The sequence below is a fragment of the Megasphaera micronuciformis F0359 genome, assembly GCF_000165735.1.
GTDB classification, from domain to species: Bacteria; Bacillota; Negativicutes; order Veillonellales; family Megasphaeraceae; genus Megasphaera; species Megasphaera micronuciformis.
Map to the genome: position 1 here is coordinate 632,920 of NZ_GL538208.1, position 23,887 is coordinate 656,806.

Sequence of the window (23,887 nt, forward strand, 5' to 3'; positions counted from 1 at the left end):
CTAAGGAATATATTTACCCACAACCGGAAGTCTTCGCAAAGAACGAAGACGCACGGCACGGACAACAAATAATCCGACGGCATATACGACACCGGCAATACTGATAGATATGAGTGTCGCCGCCGAATTGCCGAAGGTCGTAACTAAAGAATAATAAGCAAGGACAGCCGTACCGGCCATGGCTGCCGCGGCAATAAAAACACGACCGATGTAAAACCATTCAGGTCGATATGCAGCATATTTACCGGCAAAATAAATATTAAGTGCCGTTGCCAAGGCAATATCCGCATTGGTAGCCCAAGCTGCGCCGACTTCTCCTAACCAGGGAATAGCCGTTAAATACCAGCTTAAAACAATTTTAACAAGGGCGGAAATCCCCATGTTTAACAAGGGAATTCCCGTATGCCCCATACCTTGCAGAAGGCCGTTCGTAATCTGCTGCAAGCCGATAAGGAACGTTGCTAACGCCAAGACGCGAATAGCCGGTCCGGCAGCAGCCGTATTATACAAAAGTTCTGAAATAGGGGCCGCTAAAACAGCCAACCCCAAGCAAGCCGGAACGGTAATGATATTGGCAATACGCATAGCCGTATTAGTTCGGCTTTCCACTTCACTTAAGTTGCCGGCCGTAAAAGCTGCTGAAACGGCCGGAACCAGACTGGTCGCTAAGGACACGGTTAAAAGGGTAGGCACCTGAATTAAGCCGTTAGCCATACCGGTCAAGTATCCGTATAACGCAGTAGACTCTTGCACGGAATATCCCGCTACCTCCAGTCGCATAGGCACTATGAGCATGTCGATACCGGCTACAGCGGGCAGTAACATGTTGGCTGCCGCCACGGGAACGGCAAGGATCACGAAACGTTTAATCAAAGCCCCTGCCGTTTCTTCTTGTTTTGTCACCGTTTCGCTTATCTTGTTCGCCCTTTTATGACGATAATACAGGAAGGCAATGACGGAAAAGCCCGCCAAGGCTCCCGGAACCGCTCCGAATGCCGCCCCGGCTACAGCGGTTTCCAATCCGTACGGCAATAATACTACTGCGGCGACCAACATGACGCACACGCGTACAAACTGATCACAAATCTGTGACGCGGCTGTCGGCACCATAAGCTGTAACCCTTGGAAATAGCCGCGAAAGGCACAGGTAAGAACGGACACGGTCAAAGCCGGTGCCAAGACAATTAATGCCGAATAAGCACGTACATCACGAACCAATCCGGCGGAAATCAGACCTCCCGCCCCGACAAATAGCAACAAGCCGAATAAACAAGCCATAAAAGCCGTAAAGGCAAAAATAACCTTGAAAATCCGTTCGGCACCGGCATAATCACCCTGTGCCGCCTTCTCCGCCACCATGACGGACAAAGCAATGGGCACGCCGGCTCCGGCAATACTCAACCCGAGCATATACACGGGATAAGCAATTTGATATAAGCCGATCCCTTCGCCTCCTAATATTCGGGATAAGAGGATTCGATTGACACCGCCCAAGATTTTTACGGCAATGCCGGCTACGGTTAATGCCGCCGCACCGCGGAGAAAGACATTCTTAACCATTCATTCTCTCCTGTTTTTCATAGGCCTTCAATATATATTCGATATATGCCAACACATCATCTATACCGGTCATATCAAACCTGAAAGTCGCAGTAAGACCGGGAAGCTTTTTGCAACGTTTTCGCAACACGGGTTCAAATAGTTCCGTTCTGGGTGCCGAAACTTCATCTTTCCAACGAAATTCGAGACCTATGCCTTTTTGACTGACGGACAGAACCGAGTCCTTTTGTGCACGAATTCGTAAATGCGTAGCTTTTAATAAGTTTTGAACAGCCCGGGTCGGTTTCCCGAAGCGGTCTGTCAATTCATTCTTCAATTCCTCCAGCGCTTCTTCCGTACGTACCAATGCCAAACGTTGATACATTTCGATTTTTTGCCCGCCATGTTCAATATACGTGTCGTCAATGAAGGCGTCGACTCTGACTTCCAATGTCGTACGCACATCGACAGTCTTAGTATAGCCTTCATTGCGTAATCGATTTACGGCTTCTTCCAACATCTGTACATACATGACAAAACCCACGCCGGCGATATTACCGTGCTGTTCTCGGCCAAGCAGGTTGCCGGCTCCTCGAATTTCCAAATCACGCATAGCTATTTTAAAGCCTGAACCCAATTCGGTAAACTCTTTAACGGCTTGCAACCGCTTTTCGGCAACTTCATTCAGGATTTTATTACGTCTGTACAAAAAATAGGCATAAGCCGTACGATGACTGCGTCCCACCCGACCGCGCATTTGATATAACTGTGACAAGCCGAAACGATCGGCGTCGTAAACAATAATAGTATTGGCATTGGCAATATCCAAACCGTTTTCAACTAAACTGGAGCACAATAGAACGTCGTATTCGCCTTCATAAAAATCGAACATATTGGCTTCCAGGACGGATCCCGTCATCTGTCCGTGCGCCATACCGATAGTCACCTCGGGAACGAGGGCCTCCAATTCAACCTTCATGCGCTCCATTGTCGCTACGCGGTTATAGACGAAAAACACCTGACCGCCTCTACGCTTTTCGCGCATAATAGCATCTCTTACAATGGCTCCGTCGTATTCCGTCACATAAGTCTGAACCGGAAGCCGCTCTGTAGGCGGCGTTTCAATCAGACACATTTGTCGTAAATGAACGAGAGACATATGCAAGGTTCTGGGAATAGGCGTTGCCGATAAGGTCAGGACGTCAATCCCCGTGGCCCAAGTCTTCCATTTTTCTTTCTGTGCCACACCGAAACGTTGTTCTTCATCGACAATCAGCAATCCTGCATCTTTAAACTTTACGTTTTTATTTAAAATACTGTGCGTACCGATGAGTACGTCAATTTGTCCTGCTTCCACCTTTTGCAGAATTTCTTTTCTCTCTTTTATGGAACGGAATCGATTGAGAACATCACAAACGACACCGAAAGAGCGAAATCGTTCCGAAAAGGTCTGATAGTGTTGCTGAGCTAAGACGGTCGTCGGCACGAGAACCGCTACCTGTTTACCTCCCATAACCGCCTTAAAAGCCGCCCGCACGGCCACTTCCGTCTTTCCGAAGCCTACATCTCCGCACACCAGGCAATCCATGGGTACGGGCTTTTCCATACTCTCTTTAATAGCAGCTACAGCCTTTAACTGATCCTGCGTTTCTTCGTACGGAAAGGCTTCTTCAAACTCTTGTTGAAAAGGCGTATCCGGCGGAAAAGCATAGCCGTCCGTAATTTCACGTTTAGCATACAAAGCCACTAATTTTTCCGCCAAATTATCGATAGATTTTTGAGCCTTGGCTCTCGCCTTTTTCCAGTCGGCTCCGCCCATACGACTCAGACGAGGAGCCTCTCCCTCATTGCCGATATAACGTTGCAGGAATTGAATCTGATCCGTCGGTACATATAAGACATCATGTCCCGAATAATGAATTTCCAAATAATCCTTATGAACGCCGTCCGTTTCAATGGTCTTGATACCGACATACTTACCGATACCGTGTGTATCATGAACGACATAATCGCCGGCATGTAAATCCGTAAAAGCGTTGATTTCCTGACCGTTTTCCGTATGGCGCCGCAGTCTTTTCTTCTGTGTGCCGTAAATATCTTTTTCCGCAATAACAACCGTCTTGGCATAAGGAAATTCAAAACCGTTACGAATTTCACCGGAGCTGATAAAAATCCCCGTATCCTTGCCGTTTTCCGTTAAGGACAAAGCATAAAACTCATTCTGCTTCAGCCACCCGTTAAGAGATGCCGCTCTCTTTTCTCCGGATATGACGAAAATAATCCGATAATCCCGTTCTCGCCAATGTCCCAGCTCATCCTTCAAGAGCGTAAATTCTTTTCTGAAGCCGGCCACCGTCTTAGACGTAATACTGACCGTTTCATCCGTTTTCAACTCGCTTACCGACTGTGCCAACAAAGACAAAACAAGCTGTACGGCCGTACGTTTTTCACCGGCTAATAAACGCCATTTTGCAGCTTCATTCTTGCGCTCTATCGATTCGGAAAAACTCTTCTTTAATTCTTCTTTAATACGGTTTCCTTCATCCCAAATAATAATACCGTTGTTTCCGTAATCTAATAAGGTTGTCTTTTCATCGTCTTTATCATAAGCCAATGCAAAGGGTAATATGCGAACTGAATCTGTTTTTATCGACGACTTTTGGGTCTGTTCGTTAAAATAGCGAATATTTTCCAGCGTATCTCCGAAAAACTCCAAACGAATAGGCTCTTTTTCATTAAGCGGGTAAATGTCGATAATATCGCCGCGCACGGAAAAAAGGCCGCGGCGGTCAACCAGATCCGACCGCTCATAACCGCCGCTTACAAGGCCTGATAAAATAGTTTCCCGTTCATAGTCCTCACCGACTTTAAATGATAATACGGCATCATCTATTTTTTGCGGTGCCGTCACAAATTGTGCCGCCTCTTCAGCTGTAGCCACGACTACAGCTTGCCTTGAACCGCGCAATGCAGTCAATGCTTCCATTTGTTTTGCCGCCAATTCAAGGCTTTTAGTCGTCGTGGTAAAAACCGTATGTTGTACTAAAGGATATGTGTAGACCCGAAGCTGAGGAGAAAAATACTGAAGATCTGTCAGCCAACCGTTTACCTGCTCCGTCGTAGGCACGACAATAACGGCGTTTTTATCCGTCTTAGCCAGTACATGAGCCGCATAAGCCGACTTTGCCGATCCGCCCAAACCGTAAACGCCGTATATTTTACCGTTTTCATATGAGGACGAGGCTTCTTTTAAAGCCTCATCCTGTTCCAACCATTGAAATAACCGTTCCATCTTCAAACCCTCATACGGTCGGGGACCTTAGAGTGTCTAAAGTCCCCGACAGAACGTCATATAAATAAGGTTAATTATAGCACAGCCCCGAATGCCTAACAACAAAGGGACAATTAAAAAGGCCGAGCCTAAGCTCGGCCTTGCTATTTATTTGGCGGGAAGGTGTGGGAATCGAACCCACCTAAGAAGCTCCTAACTCCTCATGCCGGTTTTGAAGACCGGAGGGCACACCAGAACCCATCCCCCCCCAAACAACTCATTACATAATATCATATTGACTCTACTTTGACAACAGTAGGGTATGAATTATTACCATTGTGTACCTACTTGTGCGGCCTTGGCTTTTTCATAAATACGAGCTGCCGTCACCAAATCCTGTACCCCGATACCGACACTTTTAAAAACAATAATGTCGTCTTCATGCTCCCTTCCTTTGACAATACCGTTAATGACATCGCCTACTTCGCCGGTAATGTCAGAGCGAGAAAATTCCCCCGTTTTCTCGGGAATCAGGAAATCCCCGGCCTCAGCCCAAACGGCTTCTTTTGAATCTACATAGATGCTTGCCGCCTTTTTTAATAAGGTCACGTCGAGCTCAACCATATGCGGCGTGTACGAACCTACTCCACATACGACGGCCCCGGCTTTTACGCAATCTCCCTTAATAACGGGCGTCGTCGACGTAGTAGCCGCAGCGATTACATCTGCACCCGTAACGGCTTCATCAGCCGAGGGGACCGGAATGATGCACAGAGAATCACTTCCGTACAAATCATTCATACGCTTGGCAAAAGCGATTCTCTTTTCTTCTCTTCTGCTGAAGACACGTACTTCCTTTAAATTACGGCTGCAAATCATGGCTTCCAATTGTGCCTGAGCTTGCCCTCCTGTACCGATAAGCGCTCCTACGGAAGCATCTTTACGCGCAAATAAATCAAAAGCCGCCCCGGCCGAAGCCCCCGTTCTCAGGGCCGTCACATATGTGCCGTCCAATACAGCCGCAAAAGACCCTGTTTCTCCATCCATTAAGGTAATCAGTCCCTGCGTAACGGGAATATCTTTTTCAGCATTTCCGGGAAATACGTTTACTGTTTTTAAGGCCCCGTACTTTAATTCTTCTGCATAAGAAGGCATGAATAAAAAGGTACCGTCCGTTGCGGACAAAGTCGTTCGTAACGGCATGACCGCCTTTCGGGCCGAAGCCAGGGAAAAGGCCTCTTTATCAGCCTCAATGGCATCTTTCATAGAAAAAACGCGTTCTATATCTTCTCTTTGTAACAGCAGCATCTGTCTTCTCCTTCTTATAAAAGATGCCGCACTTCAGCGCGGCATCTTCTATTATATACTATTCAACAATAGTCAAATCTTTGCTTACGTGATTCAATACTTCGCAACCGTCTTCCGTTGCAATAACCAGATCTTCTACGCGTACACCGAAATTCCCCGGCAGATAAACGCCCGGTTCAATGGAAAATACTCGGCCCGGTACTACTACGTCAGTATTTACAGCCGAAACGTCACCGACTTCATGGTCTTCCAAGCCGATGGAGTGGCCAAGTCGATGAGTAAAGTATTTCCCGTAGCCTTTTTCCGTAATGTAATCGCGTGCCGCTGCATCCAATTCAGCAAAGGTTACGCCCGGTTTTACCTTATCGATAGCCTTTAAGTTAGCATCACGAACAATTTCATAAACTTTCTTTTGTTCCGCTGAAGCGGATTTGTAGAATACGGTTCTCGTCATATCGGAGCAATAGGAATTATAGACGCAACCGATGTCGATAACAACACTGTCACCCGGCTTCTTATGAACGCCTCTTTCCGTTGTATGATGAGGATCGGCACCATTAGGACCGTAAGCGACGATAGGATCGAAGGAATGGCCCGAAGCTCCGAGGCTTTCCCAGATTTCTCCGAGTTTTTTACCCATCGTTTCTTCGTCATAGTCTTCTTTAACCAAGTCAATCATCTTTTGGCAACCGATATCGCAGAGCTTAGATGCTTCACGCATAATTTCCAGCTCTTCCGCATCTTTGACCATACGTACGCGGTCGATAATTTCCGAACCGTTTACAAAAGCACTGCCTGCATGACGATCCATAAGGCCGATGAGGAAGCGAGACGGCCAGTTTTTATCAACGGCTACGGGCTTATCCTTTTCAATATAATCGGCCAAGACTCCGATTCCGTCCATATTATCGTTAAGCCAAACCTTGTCGCACTGAACGGCGTCGGCAAAGGGGAACAACTCATTAACAAACAGCTTATGTTTTCCGGACTGCGTTAAATACAAGGCTAACAACCGTTCGCCCGGATGAATCCAGGTGCCGGTTAAATAAAAGATAGCGCAAGGATCGGAAACGAGCATTTGCGTTAAATTTTGTTCCGCCATTAATTGAAGTACCTTGTTAACTCGATTTTGATGCATAGTAAAACCCCTCCTTCATAATTAGAAGTTCTCATAGGAATCTTCTTTTACGGTTACCTGAACGGATAACCTGTATATGTCTTACTCTTTGAAGCCCGTACGTTTTACGAAACGGTTCCAAAGACCGAGGCCTACACCGATAACTACAACTGCGCCGAAAATCATTTCAGCTTCATAAATCAGATTATCCTCAAATGTCGGCATGACAGGAGCCGCCGAGCAGATAATACCGAGAATCGTAACGCCCAATACCATCGAAGCTACCGTTACGGCTGTCCCGTTATTATTCGACATTTCAAAGGGACGATCTTCGTTCGGACGAGTCTTGCGAAGACGAATGTACGACATGAACAGAAGAACATACGGGAAAAGAGCCGTCAAGGCCGTCATGGTTACCAAAACATTGTAAATAGCATCTACAGACGGAATGAACTGAAGTGCCAAAATAATAACGGTAACTAAAACGGCTTGTAAATACACAGCCCGTTCCGGAATGTTATGGCTATTGGTGCGTGTTAACGATTCGGGGAAAATCCCGGCTTTAACGCTACCGAAAAGCATCTTAATAGGTGATGCAATGTACAGGATAATCGCACCGAGCATGGAAAATGTAATTCCCAAAGCAACAACCTGAATAAACCAGGTGCCCATGCCGAAGTATGCGGAAATAGTAGCCAAGCTGACAAGAATCCCTTGAGATGCCGTAATCTGATCTGACGGCAAAATCATGGTAATAGCAATAGAGCCCAGCATGTAAATGCCTGCCACGACAGCGGCGGCAATAAAGATAGCCCGAGGGAAATCACGTTTCGGATTTTCCATTTCCGTTACGAAGTTGGCCGTAAGTTCCGAACCGGCAAAAGCAAACATGATACTGGAAATGGCGCTCAACGAATCCCAGTTCATAACGGGAGTCATCGTTTCAACCGTGTAAACGGATGCAGACGGTCTGCCGACGAACAAAGCGGCTCCGAATGCCATGAGAATCAAAAGAATAGCCGGAACCGTCGAACCCAAGGCTCCCAGATTCGTAAAAATCTTGCCGAAACTCATGCCGCGCGTACTGGCCAGGGACAAGGCCCAGAAACCGACAATGGACAAGATCAAAACAAAGGTCTTGTTTTCCGCAAGTTCAGGCATATTAATAGCAAAAGATACGTTAATGGTCAAGAACGTTAAAAAGGACGTATACCAAAATATTTTTGATGTCCAATTCAACCAAGATACCATAAACCCGAATTTTTCTCCGTATGCTTCCTTTACCCATTCAAAAAGGCCGCCGTCACGAGGATAGGTAGATGCCAATTCGGCACAAATCAATGCGCAGGGGACGAAAAAGATAAATGCAAATACTACCCATGAAGGAATAGCTCCTAACCCCAGCCCGAAACTGGAAGCTGTCGATTTGGCGATCCAACGAATACCGAAAAGTGCAGAGATATTCATAAATACCAGATCCCATAAACCGATTTTCTTACTTGCCATATGTAACCCTTCTTTCGTAAAAGTCAGGCCTTCCCTATTTATACATTCAAAAATAAGTTCATGTATCAAAAAAAGTTATAATAATACTATGAATGGCCCTTAAACATAATACAATATCTGTATAACCTATTACAAGTTTTAAGAACCTTTTTATTCATTTAAATGTATACTCATTTAGAACAGAAAAAGCATACCGTATAAACACACGGTATGCTTTCATCATGTGATACTTTACTACTCTACAACAATCAAGTCCTTCGTGAAATGGTTCAGCACTTCGCAACCGTCTTCCGTAACAAGCACCAAATCTTCAACGCGAACCCCTAAATTTCCCGGTAAATAGATGCCCGGTTCAATGGAGAAAATACGACCGGGAACTACCTGTTCCGTATTGGCGGCCGATACATCTCCCGGTTCATGAATATCAATACCGATGGAATGTCCGAGACGGTGTGTGAAATATTTTCCGTAGCCGTGGTCCGTAATATAATCTCTGGCAGCTGCGTCCAATTCGGCAAAGGTTACACCCGGTTTTACCTTATCAATGGCTTTTAAGTTCGCATCACGCGTAATTTCATAAACTTTACGTCCTTCATCGGATACGGACTTATAGAAGACTGTACGTGTCATGTCGGAACAATACGATTTATACAGGCACCCCATATCGATGACAATGCTGTCACCCGGCTTCTTGTGCGCCCCTTTGGTAATGGAATGATGCGGATCGGCCGCATTGGCACCGTAACCGATAATAGGTTCAAATGAATGACCGTCAGCGCCGAGTTCTTCCCAAATTTCCGAAAGCTTACGTTCCACTTCCACTTCGTCATAGTCTTCTTTCATCAATTCGATTACTCTACCGATAGCCAAGTCATTTAATCTGGAGGCTTCACGCATGAGTTTAATTTCTTCAGCGTCCTTGACCATACGTACACGATCGACGATTTCCGATCCATTGACAAAGGCACTGCCCGCCTTCTTGTCAATCAAACCGATAAGGAAACGGGCCGGCCAATTTTTATCAATAGCTACGGGCTTATCTTTTTCCACGTACTCGGCCAAAACCCCGATTCCGTCCATATTATCATTAAGCCATACCTTATCGCACTGAATAGCGTCGGCAAAGGGGAACAATTCATTAACAAATAATTTATGCTTTCCCGTTTGAGTCAAATACAGGGCTAACAACCGTTCACCCGGTTGAATCCATGTACCGGTTAAATAGAATATGGCCGACGGATCGGATATAATCATTTGTGTTAAATTTTTTTGTGCCATTAAATCAAGCACCTTATTTACGCGTTCCTGATGCATTATAAACCCCCTCCTTAACTGGACTTAACAAATAGTATTTAGATTTTATTCTTTAAAACCTGTCCGTTTAACGAAACGATTCCAAATTCCCAAACCGACGACAATGATAAAAATAGCGCCCAAAATCATTTCCGCTTCATAAATGACATTGTCTTCAAAGGTCTTCATGACAGGCGATGCGGATAAAATAACGCCCAAGATAGTCAATCCCATCAAAAGTCCTGCAACGGACACGGCCGTGTTGACGTTTTTAGAAACTTCATACGGACGTTCTTCGTCGGGACGAGTTTTACGCAATTTAATGTATGCCATGAATAAGAGCACATACGGGAAAAGTGCCGTTAAGGCCGTCATGGTGACCAATACATTATAAATAGCGTCTACTGTCGGGATAAACTGCGTACCCAAGATGATAACCGTAACAATGACAGCCTGTAAATAAACGGCTTTTTCAGGAATGTTATGGCTGTTCGTCTGCGTCAACGATTCGGGGAAAATGCCCTTGCGAACGCTGCCGAACAACATCTTAATAGGCGAACCGATATACAGGATAATGGCACCGAATACGGAGATAGAAATACCCAAGGCTACCAACTGCATAAACCAAGGCCCTAATCCGAAGTATGCGGAAATGGTTGCCAAGCTGACGAGAATACCCTGAGATGCCGTAATCTGGTCGGTCGGTAAAATCGTAGTAATAGCCACGGAACCGAGAACGTACAGGCCGGCCACGATAGCGGCGGCAATAACGATAGCTCGCGGAAAATCACGTTTCGGATTTTCCATTTCCGTTACGAAGTTAGCCGTTACTTCCGCTCCTTCATACGCAAACATAACTGTCGAAATAGCACCTAATGTATCCCAATTAAGAACGGGAGTAAGCGTTTCAATCGTATACTGCGATACCGATTCACGACCGCCGAAAATAAGCGCTCCGAAAGCCATGACAATCAAAAGGATGGCCGGTACGGTAGACCCCAGAGCTCCGACATTGGTAAAAATTTTACCGAACGACATGCCCTTCGTACAAATAAAGGAGAGAACCCAGAATACAGCCAAAGATACGATGAGTACAAACGGCTTGTTTTCCGAAAGTTCCGGCATATTTACGGCAAATGCCACATTGACGGTAAGGAAGGTTAAGAAGGACGTATACCAAAGAATTTTAGCAGTCCAGTTCAACCAAGATACCATAAACCCGTACTTTTCACCGTACGCTTCTTTTACCCATTCATACATACCTCCGTCACGAGGATAAGTAGATGCCAGTTCGGCACATACCAAAGCACAGGGTACGAAGAAGATGAATGCAAAAACTACCCATGCGGGAATGGCGCCCAACCCGAGACCGAAGCTTGAGGCCGTCGATTTGGCAATCCAACGAATACCGAACAGAGCCGATACGTTCATGAATACCAAATCCCATAAACCGATTTTTTTAATGGACATAATACTATACCTTCTTCCCTTTCAATTAGCATACACATATTTGTTCATATATGTACATAGTATAAATCACTTATCAATAGTTATACTACAACACGCACACTGATAAATGACTTTGATTAATCATACTATATTTATTAGATTATGTACAGTATTTCACATTCAAAAAGTTATATTTCAAAAAACTTTTTTATATGACAAATCTCTTGCCCATTTTAATTTAAAGTTCATACTTAGTTCTTTTGCCAATAGGAGCCGAGAACCCTATAGTTTTCTACTCTCTTCGTAATTTCAAGACTATCGGTATATTCTAAAATAAGCATGGACGACTTCCGACTCGAATCGGTCATATCCCGAAAGTCCCCCAACGTCATTTGGCCGTGTTCCGTAATATAATCGTAAATAACCTTTACGGCTTTTTCATATATTTTCTTATAAATAACGTACTCAGGCGTTAATTGAACGACACTTGTACCGCACATGGCTTCGACAACGCTTTCAGCCTCTTTATCAAGAGCATAAAACTCGTCTTTTTTCATAGGCGTGTATCCGCTCTTTTCAACGATAGACTCGATTTTATCTCTTAGCGCCGCCTGCTTATCCGTAAACTTTACTTCAAAATTGGCCGCACTGATAAGATTTCCCTTTTCCTTGCACGCCCCGTCGGCAATGAGTAACTTAACTAAGGCGGATATATCTTTTTCCGTTACTTCGCCGTTACTTTTCTGATGCAGGCGTGACCGGAATTCTTCGGCGGACATACCGATGCGCAAGGGGAACTTTTGATGATAGGCCAGTAAGATTTGAACGGCCTGTCCCTTAATTTGCTTGTATACGTCTGCATGAATATAGGCAGAAGCGGTTTTCATGATTTCTCCGACCTGAACTAACCCGTCTACTTCCCCTTGTGCCTGTTCCTGTGACAGGCCCGTGTATTCGGCGATTTCTCTGGCCGTTGTAAAGTACTGCCGCTTATGTCTTAGAAAATCTTCAATAATGTCGGCAATATTTCCCTCTTCCTTAGTCTTTAAACTTTCCAAAACTTCAGCACGAAAGCGTCTGTGTTTTTTAGGAGCCGCATCCAGGACTTCCCCGCCTGCAATGGTATGCATGGGCGAATAGGTTCTGATAATGAAGCGATCCCGTTCTTTAACGACTACCTGCTCCGTTTCCAAGCGCAGCTGCAAAAAGCCGTCTTCACCGGGCTGAATGGAATCTGTACCGATAGGAACGGCCCTAGCCATTACTTCACGCGTCCCTATGAGAAGACGTACCCGGTCCCAAAGGGTAATGGGCGCTACGGCATGCTTTAAGCAGGTGACTTTCACATCGAGCATCCACGTAGGCTTTAATTGATTCGATGCGGACAAGACATCGCCTCTTTCAATCTCATCTGTCGTAAGCCCTGCCAGGTTCAAAGCCGTACGGTGATGTGACGTGACCTTTTTTACATCCTGTTCATGAACCTGAATATTACGAACGCGAGTCTTTTTAAGACTCGGATAAACGGTCAATTCGTCACCGGCACTTAAGGTTCCGTCCAATAAGGTACCGGTAACAACCGTGCCGAATCCTTTTACGGAAAACACACGGTCTACATTCAAACGAGCACTGCCGTCTTCTCGTTCATCTTGGGCCTTATCGGCACACTCTTCAATTTTCTTAAGAAGTTCCGGAATTCCCTTGCCGCTCACGGCATCCGTTTTCACAATATCCGCATGTTCAAGAGGAGTACCTGCCAACTGTTCGCGAATATCTTCAACAGCCAGTTCCAACAACTCTTCATCAACCGTATCTACCTTTGTCAGAACAATCAGAAAATTTCGCACGCCTAAGAGAGTTAAGATATCAATATGCTCCCGCGTTTGCGGCATAACACCTTCGCCGGCATCAATAACCAAAAGAACCAGGTTGATTCCGGGCAGCCCGGCCACCATATTTTTTATAAATTTTTCATGCCCCGGTACATCTACAATGCCTACACGATGACCGTGCGGCAAATCAAGATAGGCAAACCCCAAATTAATAGACATGCCCCGTTTTTTTTCTTCCTTCGTCGTATCCGTTTCAATGCCCGTCAAGGCCTTAATCAATGTCGTTTTTCCGTGGTCAACATGGCCGGCCGTACCGATAACAATATTTGCCATAAGTAACTCCTTTGCGTCTGTCAGATAAATGAAAAACCCGATTCCTATTATAAAGGAAATCGGGTTTTTTATCATCTTAAATTTACGTATTGTACGTCATCCCGTAAGGCATATTCACACAATACGGTTTACTTACAGACTTAGGCTGCTTCGCTCGTATTTTTGAGACCTTTACGAATATACATGAAGGCCGTGTAAATAACGACGATAATAACGAGCCATGTAAGCAAGTTGAGGTCCATGCTCTGAACCAATTTAGCCGCAATGATAACGCCGACGACACCGCTGACTGCGATGAGAACGCTGACCTTACGAGCATACGAGCCGGCAACGATAAATTCCTTAGAAGCAACGGGCATCAAAGCTGCGCAAGAACCCATCATTACAGGGAACGCTACGATAGGATTCAAGCCGAGCAGGTAAACCATTGCCATGCAAGGTGCATACAAACCGCAACCGATTGTCATAAGAGCGCCGAAGATGAGGTTCAAAACAATAGCCACGATAAGCTTTACGCCTTCCAAGCCCATAGCCGTGTTGCCCGTACCGAGGAACGCCATGAGGCCGAGCTGTTTACCGAGCATGAGCAGAGCCGTAATCAAGAGGGCAATACCCAAATAGGTCTGTACCTTCTTTTCCGAAAGGTTCGGAACGATTTTACCGCCGATTACAGCACCGACAATAGCCGCAATGATCAAGGAGAACAACGTAACCGGTTCTACTTCTACAACCGAAATAAAGAGGAAGGCTTCGATCAAAACGGGGATCGTATCGGCAACATTCAACGTACCGGGAAGAAGCTTATCGCTCTTCAACTGTTTCGTAACACCGAGTAACATTGTCGTTGTTGCATAAGAACCGATACCCAACGTATCGAGGAAGTTCGTAATGAAGCCGATAAAAAGATTGATAGGCACATTGCCTTCGCCCCAATTACCCTTGTTGGCTGCCAAATCACGAATATAGTAAATAATGTAATAAATGAACAGGATACCCAACAAGCCGAGTAATGCGTTGACTACCATAATAATTCCTCCCTATTATCCGAGAATGAAGCCGTGTTTCAAGGGGTCATCCGGATCAACGAGGAATGTGTTGAAGCCGTTAATATAAGCGGAACCCGTAATTCTGGGGATAATCGCTTTACGGCCGGCAATCGTCGTTTCTTCCAAAACTTCACCTTTGAACTTCGTGCCCAAGATGCTTTCATAAATAATGTGTTCGCCCACTTTAAGTTCCCCTTTTGCGTGGAGCGTAGCTACTTTAGCACTGGTGCCCGTGCCGCAGGGAGAACGGTCTACGGAACCTTCGCCGAATACGACAACGTTCTGATACGTTGCATCGGGGCTCTTAGCCGGACCGTAGAATTCTACGAGGTCTACCGTCTTAATGTGGTCGAGAGTCGGATGCTGTACTTCCACTTGTTTGTTAATAGCATCACGAATAATTAAGCCGATTTTAGAGAATTTACTTGCATTTTCAGGGCAAATATCGAGATCCACTTCCGTAGCCGGCAAGATAGCAAAGAAGCTGCCGCCGAAGGAAATATCGCAATGAATCTTTTTACCCAATTCGGGAACGTCTACTTCCACATTTTCTTTGTACAAGAAAGATTCAACGTTGTCAAAGGAAACGGAATCGACAACATAGTCATCCTTCAAATGAACGTGGCCGCGAACAATGCCTGCCGGAGCATCCTGAACAACGGGAACTTCGCGATCACCCGGTTTTACATGTACCCAACCGCATTCTACTGCAGCCGTCATAGCAGCAATCGTGTTATGACCGCACATGTTCAAGTATCCGCCGGAATCTATAAAAATAATACCGTAATCGGCTTCTTCATGAACAGGTTCGCAAATGAATGCGCCGAACATATCCTGATGACCTCTTGCTTCAAGCATTACTGCTTTACGAAGGTTATCTTCGTGTTCTTCCAAGTAAATTTTCTTTTCTGCCATTGTCTTACCGGGGAATTTCGTAATCCCGCCGATAATCAAGCGAGCTGCTTCGCCCGCCGTATGAGAGTCGATGGCCGTAAGCATTCTTGAATACTTCAAATTGCTCAACCTCCCTTAATTAAAATTTATTTTCCTTACGCATCACTAATTTGATTGCAGCTAAGGCCTTTATTGCGTCAATCCGATCTACCGCGTTTTCCCCCACTACTTCCGTTTCAATACCTTCAACGGATTTATTCATATCAAGCACCTGGTCGGTGTACTTATTTTCAACTACAAACTTTGCCTGCTTGCCGATAAATTTCACGCCGACAATGGTAATTCCCCGATCGCCGACCTGCTCCATCGTATTGGCAAAGTCGACATCCGAGTTTCCCCAACCGTCGGCGGAGATAACCGCACCGTCGCATCCCATGGCTTTAAGCCATACGGCCGCACGCTGTCCGACTAAATGTTTCATGCGATTGTCTTGCGGTGTACCGACAATAACGACGCCGCGAAAGTCAATTTCCGGGTCGCTGGCAAATACATCTATCAAAGGATCTTTAAAGTAGTGTTTGGACGTTTCTTTTGTTGACGGTCCGATACCCATATACTCTCAGCTCCTTTTCCTTAATCCATTGCGCGAATAGCGCCGTCACGATATTCGTTAGGCGACAAAAGAACGGGCATATTTTCCATATCAATAATGGAAATGCCGCCCTTAAATCCGCTCGGTTCAAGAGGAAATACAAGAGTATCATACATAGCACCTTGGCCGGCCACTTCTTTAATAATGGCGACCTTAGGCTTTCCGGGATGATAGTTTTCCTCATACGTATGTGATTCTACGGCACTTCTTCCGTCTAAAACCTTCAACTGATTACGAATTTCCTGAATGAAATTATCAACCAGTTCAAAGACTTTCATGCACGTTTGTCTGTCAAAAGGTGTGCCTTTTTTCACATAAGCATCTATAAGGATTATATAATCATCATCTCCCGGTGTACCGGGTTTATTCAACTTCATGTTGTCACGCAAAATCCCTTCAGACGAGCCGAACTCATGAAGCTGTTCCCCGTCTATGATGGCGCCGCATACGACAACGTATGCGCCCGTCAAGGTATGCGTAATACCGGCCCCTAAGGGGCCCAACACCTTCGTGGATATGGGAATCACATCCATGATGGTGTTGGTTTCTACATCATGTTGACGCGGCGGTAACACTTGAATCTTCAGCTGATCAATCAATTCGCATGCGTGGTCAAAGGTTTTAGGAATCGTAAGACGATCCGGCTCCAATTTGAAAGTATCGCCCATAAGGACTTCTTTCATATGAAACACTTTTATCTTCAACGGTTCTCCATGCATGTTTGTCACCTGCTTTTTCGAAGTAATGTCGCTTCAACCGATATTAGATCTGAGCTACATATTCGTACGGCAAGGGAACGATCTTACCCGGAGTTTCAATGTCTTCCAAGGCTTGAAGCGTATCCTTGACGATACCTGTTTGCATTTCGATGTTGTGAGGTTCACCGGCATTAGCACCCATCGGAACGATAGGAGCCGTAGCACGAGGCGTACCGTTCTGGCGAACGACAGGCGGAAGTGCTGCGATGATAATAGTCGGAATACCGATTTCTTCAATTGCTCTCTGCACGATCACGGCAGTTCTATGGCAAGTGCCTCACCCGGCTGTCAAGATAACGCCGTCAACGTTTTCGTCTTTAAGCTTTTGAGCAATTTCCGGACCCGTCTTATCATGGAAAGCGGTCTGGTCACCGCCACCGCCCATGAAACCGAAGTGGGTCGGAGCCGTACCTTTAATGAAACCGGCTTTAGCCAATTCATGGAGACGATCGAGCGGGAACATGCAGTTGATGTCACGATTGGCATCACTGTTATCGTAACCGCCGTGGGAGATCATCAAATCGTCCGTCGGAGTGTTGTCCGGGATTTCACGATATGTCGTGTCCCCTGCAAGATTAAAACGTTTGTCGGTTTTGAGATGAGCACCGCAAGCCGAAGCCAATGCGATAACCATTTCGCTTAAGGGTTTTGTTACAGGCGTGAAGATGGATTTAGGTGTAATAGGCACATAAATCTCGGACTGCAAGCCTTCAAATACTGTTAAACTCATAACAATGTTTCTCCTCTCTATTTACTTTCGGAGCTCTTTTTGTCAGCCGCTTCCTTAAGAAGCTTATCTCTATATTCAATAGCTTTTACGTAATGATCTGCCGGCTCTTCATTGAATACTTCCGGGTAGGACATGAGAAATCCCACTTCCTGCCCTAGTTTCAAATCGTATTCGGAAATAACCATACGCTTCGGCACTTTTAAATGGCCCAAACGGCCCTTCAAATCAATGCCGACGCTACCGTCATGAAGTTCGACAATTACTCCTTCGTACATGCATTCACTGGACATATACTTAAGTTCGCGTTCAGCCATATCTGTCTCCGGAAGGATTATTGTCCTTCGTATTTTTCCGCACGTTTTTTGGACATGGGCAAGACTTGTTCGTTATCAACGAGGTCAATCTTCTTGCCTGTCGTCTTTTCGATGATTTCGATGTTGTTCAACTTAACGTTCGGATTCCACTTACGTTCAGCAGCCTTGATTTCGCCGCCGCCGAGCAACGTCTTAAGCATAGCCAACTGACGAACAGCGTCTTCATAGCAAAGCGTGTTGTTTGCAAGAACTTCGTTTTCAATACCCAGTTTGGACTTGTTGTTATCGCACATAGCACCCATGTACTTGTTGCCGACAACCAATGCGCCCTGAACTGCGCAGTAGGAAGCACCTACAACCTTTATGCCGCGTTTACCGATCTGTTCGATATGGGAAGCGAAGTCAACGTGGTTGTTGCCGAAACCTTCCGTGGTAACGATAGCACCGTCGACACCCATGGATTCAACGGTCTGACCGAGACGACGAGAAACATAGAATTTATCGGAGTTAGCCTGAGGCGAGCCGACGAGAATAACACCGACGAGGTCGATTTCTTCATCGCGCATAGCTGCGTGTACAAGCGGTTCTCTCCAATAATGACGGGACATTTCCTTCGAAGCGGGCCCGATGCAAGTCAAAGCATGAATTGCGCCGTCAACGAGTTCGAGAGGATTGAGCATTACCGGAAGGTTACCGAGATCAACGTTCGGTTTTGCACCCAACGTGCCGACCGGTTCAACCGGGAGAATCAGGTTATCATGCATTGCGCCCTGACCCATGATTTCTTTAATAACGACGACACGGGGTTTGCCCGGACGACGATATTGTACGATTTCTTCTTTTTCTACTACGAGGGAATCGTCAGCCTTCTTAATGGCTTCACGAATTTCCTGAGCAATGTAGTCGGAAGCACGGTGTGCAGCCAAGGGGCCCGGACGTTCCATGTTGGATTTAGCTCTGATGGTAACGTTCGTCTTAATGAAGATTTCACCCTTATCGGGAGAACCCGGACGACCCCACATGATGTTCTGATCCATTTCGCCTTCGGAAGAACCGAATTCGCCAATCTGAACACCGTCTTCATCCGTACCGGATACGATGAATACAACGCCGTCCAAGACACGAGTGATGCCTTCGCCGAGGTCGCCTTCCATCTTCGTTGCCAAAGGCTGTACGTCCATGATCGTGTTGGAAACTTCACCGTAACGATCGGGAGTAATGATATCGAAGGTCAAGTCTTTTACGAGTTCCTGAGTATCCATAGCTTCCTGGCAAATGCCGTCTTTACGGACATACAGGGTCGTACCTTCGATTTTTGTTTCTTCGCCGAATTCTACCTTTTCGATTTTCAAGTGGTCGTGACGAAGTTCGCGAACTTTAACTTCTTCCTGAGCTGCCGATTCAGCAACGGCAGCTACTGCTTCACCCGTTGCCGCCGTCGTAGCACCTGCTGCTGCTACGGAAGCACCTGCTACGGGAGCCGCAACTCCTGCACCGCCTACGCCGAGGGGAAACTCGAGGTCGATATTTTTGCCTTCACCGATGTGAATGCGAACGGAACCGCCGACAGTAGCAACCGTAGCGCCTGCAACGGGAGCTGCAACCGGAGCTGCTTCAGCAACCGGAGCTGCTTCAGCGGGAGCTTCTTCAGCAGCGGGAGCTTCTTCAGCCATAGCCGTCATGCCGTCGAGCATGTCCGGAGTCAAAGCAACGAGAGAATCGGCCGTTACTTTCAAAGTAGCGCCGATAACTTCGCCGATATGAGTTACATTGTCGGGGATAGTCAACAAGCCGGAATCAACCAAATCCGGGAAAATGTTGGGGTCCTCTAAATTGGAAGCGGATAATACGGTGCCCGCTTCGGCACGGCAGCATAATACTGCAGGGTCTTTCGCATGTTCTTGAGCCGTTTCAGCTGTAATAGACATTCGTTAGTCCTCCTTATTAAAACTATTCGGTAGGCGGTAACTTACGATATAATTTGTGGCCGTCGGCACGCAGAACATGGTCTGTATGATGATAAACCGGAACTCCTAACCTAGGAGCTACACCCATAACGGTGTTCGTTCAATCGGAGCAAGTTCCGACTACTAACACTTCAGCACCGCCTCGTTTCAAGGCCATGACCTTTTCCGCCTGCCCCGGGCACTTACCCGGCAAGCCGCATCTGTATCGTCCGTTAACTTCTACCATTCTCTTGCATCGTTCTTTGGAAACAACTTCGGCACCCATTGCTTCGGCAACCTGAGTCAGGCGTTCTTCCGAACCGCCGCATTCGCAAATGAGGATACCTGCCTTACGTTTTTCCTGCGGGAACGGCATTGCAACTAGGCAACCGCCGCTTGTTTTGGTAACCGGAGTTTCTTCCGATCCCGTTCTGCCCGTTTGAGGTCCGCCGACGACGATTTCACCGTGCGGGTTGATAAAACCGCCGGCACGTTCAATCAAGTCGCCCATAGGCGTTCCGATAGGAACGTCAACGAAGACGGATTCCTTGTGTGCTACACGGCCGGATACAGTAATATCTTTATCGATAACGGGCTTACGTTCTTCAATTGCCAAAGCAATATTCTTTAACGTTTCCGCATTGTCGATACAAGCGCCTACTGTACCGGGCAACTGACCGGGCTCTAATTCAATGCCCATAACTTCACGAACGATAACACGTTCGTCACCGGCCGGATACATATCGGGCAGGCGGAAGACATCGATGTTGTCTTCGTTACGGCAAGCCTTAATCAGTTCAATAACCGCTTTTTTGTGCTTCGGTTTAATGGCGATATAGCCCTTGGGAGCTTTCGTAATTTCCATGGCATACTTGACGCCGCGAACTAACTGAGCCGCATCCGTTTCAATCTGATGAATATTGTGAGCCAAGAGAGGTTCACATTCGGCACAGTTTGCAATGAAACAGCCTTGGGGAATTTCCGTCTTCAGCTTTACAGCCGTCGGGAAACCTGCCCCGCCTGCCCCGACAACGCCGGCAGCAGCAATGGCTTCGAGGTTCGTCTTCGTATCCGGAATTTTAACGTATTCGTCAAAATTCTGCTTGTCATCCGCTTTAATTACGATGTCCGTTTCCGTTACAGCCGTAACTTCGCCCGTATAACTAGCATGGATATTAGCGCCCAAACCGGAAGGTTCCGCGATTAATTGACCGCGTAATACTCGATCGCCTACTTTGACAATCGGACTACAAGGACCTCCTACATGCATTTTGAGAGGTATTTTGATTTCTGACACTTATTTGTTCACCCCCATTCCCAGATTAATTTTACAGAATAAATTGCATGAATAACGTTGAAAAGGCTAAAGATTTTTAACCAATTCTTATTCCTACTATCTGCCTCTGTAATAATAGCATAAGCCATAAACTTTCACAAGTTTTTTTACAATTACTTAGTGATAAAATTAACATTATTTAACAAAAACCACTCCCCTACTCATTTCTACCCCATATTTTCCCTTTTGGGACTTATATATTTTTTAATTATTTTATTCGTTTCTTTAATACGTCAACGAATTTTTCCTTGCAAACATAAATATATAGGTCTGTACTGAATTTACAGGTTTTTGAATATTTAAAATTTATAACCTTTACTTAACTCTGAGTAATTCTATGTAGTTACAAAAAGAGCGTTACTTTCCGAAGAAAGTAACGCTCTTTCACATAATAATACACGCTTTTAAAGATAAGTATGTTCTCTTTTTTACAAATGTTTTTTACGCAAGTCACGGAGAAGGCGGGCCACATGCTCAGCGGCTCCTTCAATCGTAACTTCTTCTTCCTCATCGGTACGACGAATCTTAACTTCCACCTTCCCGTCAGCAGCCTTGCTGCCTACAGTAAGACGTACGGGATAACCGATAAGGTCGGCGTCATTGAATTTAACGCCAGCCCGTTCATCCCGATCGTCGAGCAAGACATCTACATCAAGATCGAGCAGTTCATCATACAGTTTCTTAGCCACGGAAACGATGGCTTCATCTTTCATATTAACCGGGAGGACGACGGCTTCAAAAGGAGCCGTGGCAACAGGCCAAATAATCCCTTTGTCATCATGCAGCTGTTCAATCGTAGCCGCTACGGTTCTCGTAACTCCGATGCCGTAACATCCCATGACGAAAGGTTTAGCCTTGCCGTCTTTATCAAGGAAGGTCGCATTCAGACTTTCGGAATACTTCGTACCCAAGCCGAATACTTGTCCTACTTCGATGCCTTGAGTCAGTTTGACTTCGCCGCCGCATTCGGGGCATACATCCTGTTCCGTAATAAGGCGAATCGTTGCCGTCTTCACGTCTTTAAAATCGCGAGCCGGCGTTACGTAACGATAGTGATAGCCGTGTTTATTGGCACCGGTTACACCGTTTTTAATCTGCATAGCCGTTTCATCTACCAAAATGACGAAATCATCATCCTGAGGTCCGGCGTTCAGGGGACTCATATATCCCGGTTCCAACCCGTGAGCTCTGAGTAATTCGGGGGACGCTGTCTGAACATCATTGCCGCCTACCAAGTTCTGTACAGCCACGTCATTTACTTCGTGGTCTCCGCGAACCATAGTAAGAACGAGTTTTCCGTCAATATCGAAGGCAACGGCCTTAATCGTCTTTTCAATAGGTACCTTTACCTGTTCGACAAGGTCCTGAATGGTTGCACATTCGGGCGTTTCGAAAAGTTCCGCTTCGTGCAGCTCTTCATCCTCGGAAATAAGCGTATTGGGAACGGCCTTTTCCACATTTGCCGCAAAGCCGCATTTCGTACAAATGACTACATCCGCTTCGCCCGCCTTGGCAAGGGCCATGAACTCATGACTGTAATTTCCGCCGATTTGACCCGAATCAGCCAGAACGGGACGATATTCAATACCGCATTCCGTAAAGATACGACTGTATGCGTCATACATCGATTCATAACTCTTAATCATGCCTTCACGATCAACGTCAAAAGAGTATGCATCCTTCATGACGAATTCACGACTGCGCATTAAGCCGAAACGGGGTCTGATTTCATCTCTGTACTTATTTTGCATCTGCCAAAGGTTAACAGGAAGCTGTTTATACGACCGTAATTCATTCCGGACAAGGGTCGTAATCAACTCTTCATGCGTAGGTCCGAGGCAATACTCATTATCGTGGCGATCCTTTAATTTAAACATTTCCGGCCCGTATACATCCCAACGGCCCGTTTCACGCCAAATTTCCGCCGGCTGTACAATGGGCATCATGACTTCCTGAGCCCCGGAGCGATTCATTTCCTTACGAATAATGTTTTCAACCTTAAGGCAAACCTTACGGCCCAACGGTAGGAACGAATACAGTCCGGCTGCATTTTTACGCAACATACCGGCTTTCAACATTAACTTGTGACTGGCTACGTCCGCTTCGGCAGGGTCATCCCGCAACGTAGGCGCATATAACTTGGATGCCAACATATGTATACCTCCCGTATAACTCGGCCTTCCCGACCGACCTGTTTATTTGATTCGTGAATAATATCACGATTTGTATTTAAGTATAGCATATGAATGTTTAGGCAAACAAGTGTTTATCTTGATATTTGTCATATTTATACCGAGGTGCCTAGCAAAACCGATCGCGTTTCTCTTCAATTTGACAAGGAAGGCAGACGATCTCTTCATGCAAAGCTCCCGTTTTTTCTAAATACTGTCGTACCGATGCCATATCTTCATCGGAAATGAGCAGAGATACACCGCAACATACGGAAGCTTGTCTGGGTGTCGGTGAAATTCGTACCGCTATTTTCGCCTCTTTCAGCCCTCTGTATAAAGTCATGGCTTCTGTATGATTTTTAAAGAGAATATACCAATCATATTGTTTCATT

18 protein-coding genes and 1 tRNA gene are annotated in these 23,887 nt (G+C 45.9%); all 19 read right to left on the reverse strand.

Annotated features, from left to right (window positions below):
* The 19 genes from HMPREF9429_RS06750 to HMPREF9429_RS06840 all read right to left on the reverse strand — a co-directional run bounded on the left by HMPREF9429_RS06750 (position 1) and on the right by HMPREF9429_RS06840 (position 23,886).
* Complete coding sequence (locus HMPREF9429_RS06750) at positions 1-1,560, reverse strand: putative polysaccharide biosynthesis protein (RefSeq protein WP_006942597.1); 1,560 nt, start codon at positions 1,558-1,560, stop codon at positions 1-3.
* Complete coding sequence (gene mfd, locus HMPREF9429_RS06755; protein ID WP_006942598.1) at positions 1,553-4,831, reverse strand: transcription-repair coupling factor; 3,279 nt, start codon at positions 4,829-4,831, stop codon at positions 1,553-1,555. The genes HMPREF9429_RS06750 and mfd overlap by 8 nt, the downstream gene beginning before the upstream one ends.
* A 152-nt stretch (positions 4,832-4,983) precedes the next feature.
* Positions 4,984-5,080: transfer RNA gene (locus HMPREF9429_RS09190), tRNA-Sec, on the reverse strand.
* Positions 5,081-5,140: 60 nt separating this feature from the next.
* Entirely contained in the window at positions 5,141-6,118 is a 978-nt protein-coding gene (locus HMPREF9429_RS06760) for an ornithine cyclodeaminase (protein ID WP_006942599.1), read from the reverse strand.
* Between the two features lie 58 nt (positions 6,119-6,176).
* Positions 6,177-7,256: a M24 family metallopeptidase gene (locus HMPREF9429_RS06765; RefSeq protein ID WP_006942600.1), complete on the reverse strand. Its 1,080-nt coding sequence runs from the start codon at positions 7,254-7,256 to the stop codon at positions 6,177-6,179.
* Between the two features lie 81 nt (positions 7,257-7,337).
* A complete protein-coding gene (locus tag HMPREF9429_RS06770) occupies positions 7,338-8,741 on the reverse strand; it encodes an APC family permease (RefSeq protein ID WP_040774056.1) in 1,404 nt (467 codons plus the stop codon).
* Between the two features lie 234 nt (positions 8,742-8,975).
* Positions 8,976-10,055, reverse strand: coding sequence for a M24 family metallopeptidase (locus HMPREF9429_RS06775; RefSeq protein ID WP_006942602.1), 1,080 nt, complete (start codon positions 10,053-10,055; stop codon positions 8,976-8,978).
* 45 nt (positions 10,056-10,100) lie between these two features.
* Positions 10,101-11,504, reverse strand: a complete 1,404-nt coding sequence (locus HMPREF9429_RS06780; protein WP_006942603.1) for an APC family permease — start codon at positions 11,502-11,504, stop codon at positions 10,101-10,103.
* 230 nt (positions 11,505-11,734) lie between these two features.
* On the reverse strand, positions 11,735-13,648 hold the full coding sequence (gene selB, locus HMPREF9429_RS06785; protein WP_040774058.1) for a selenocysteine-specific translation elongation factor: 1,914 nt from the start codon (positions 13,646-13,648) through the stop codon (positions 11,735-11,737).
* A 140-nt stretch (positions 13,649-13,788) separates the two neighbouring features.
* Positions 13,789-14,673, reverse strand: a complete 885-nt coding sequence (locus HMPREF9429_RS06790; RefSeq protein ID WP_006942605.1) for a sulfite exporter TauE/SafE family protein — start codon at positions 14,671-14,673, stop codon at positions 13,789-13,791.
* A 15-nt stretch (positions 14,674-14,688) separates the two neighbouring features.
* Complete coding sequence (locus tag HMPREF9429_RS06795) at positions 14,689-15,708, reverse strand: proline racemase family protein (RefSeq protein WP_040774062.1); 1,020 nt, start codon at positions 15,706-15,708, stop codon at positions 14,689-14,691.
* Between the two features lie 19 nt (positions 15,709-15,727).
* The gene (locus HMPREF9429_RS06800; RefSeq protein WP_006942607.1) at positions 15,728-16,201 is read right to left on the reverse strand and encodes a glycine/sarcosine/betaine reductase component B subunit; all 474 of its coding nucleotides are present in this window, start codon (positions 16,199-16,201) and stop codon (positions 15,728-15,730) included.
* Positions 16,202-16,221: 20 nt separating this feature from the next.
* A complete protein-coding gene (gene prdD, locus HMPREF9429_RS06805) occupies positions 16,222-16,959 on the reverse strand; it encodes a proline reductase cluster protein PrdD (RefSeq protein WP_006942608.1) in 738 nt (245 codons plus the stop codon).
* Positions 16,960-17,002: 43 nt separating this feature from the next.
* Positions 17,003-17,728: a D-proline reductase (dithiol) protein PrdB gene (prdB, locus tag HMPREF9429_RS09395; protein ID WP_083801179.1), complete on the reverse strand. Its 726-nt coding sequence runs from the start codon at positions 17,726-17,728 to the stop codon at positions 17,003-17,005.
* A 17-nt stretch (positions 17,729-17,745) separates the two neighbouring features.
* Positions 17,746-18,042, reverse strand: a complete 297-nt coding sequence (locus HMPREF9429_RS06820) for a CBO2463/CBO2479 domain-containing protein (RefSeq protein WP_006942610.1) — start codon at positions 18,040-18,042, stop codon at positions 17,746-17,748.
* A 17-nt stretch (positions 18,043-18,059) separates the two neighbouring features.
* Positions 18,060-19,970, reverse strand: a complete 1,911-nt coding sequence (prdA, locus tag HMPREF9429_RS06825; RefSeq protein ID WP_006942611.1) for a D-proline reductase (dithiol) proprotein PrdA — start codon at positions 19,968-19,970, stop codon at positions 18,060-18,062.
* A 22-nt stretch (positions 19,971-19,992) separates the two neighbouring features.
* Positions 19,993-21,258 (reverse strand): proline reductase-associated electron transfer protein PrdC, encoded by a 1,266-nt coding sequence (gene prdC / locus HMPREF9429_RS06830; RefSeq protein ID WP_407080991.1) that lies wholly within the window; start codon positions 21,256-21,258, stop codon positions 19,993-19,995.
* A gap of 494 nt (positions 21,259-21,752) precedes the next feature.
* The gene (locus tag HMPREF9429_RS06835) at positions 21,753-23,477 is read right to left on the reverse strand and encodes a proline--tRNA ligase (RefSeq protein WP_006942613.1); all 1,725 of its coding nucleotides are present in this window, start codon (positions 23,475-23,477) and stop codon (positions 21,753-21,755) included.
* A gap of 148 nt (positions 23,478-23,625) precedes the next feature.
* Complete coding sequence (locus tag HMPREF9429_RS06840; protein WP_006942614.1) at positions 23,626-23,886, reverse strand: DUF3343 domain-containing protein; 261 nt, start codon at positions 23,884-23,886, stop codon at positions 23,626-23,628.
* Between the last annotated feature and the right edge of the window lies 1 nt (position 23,887).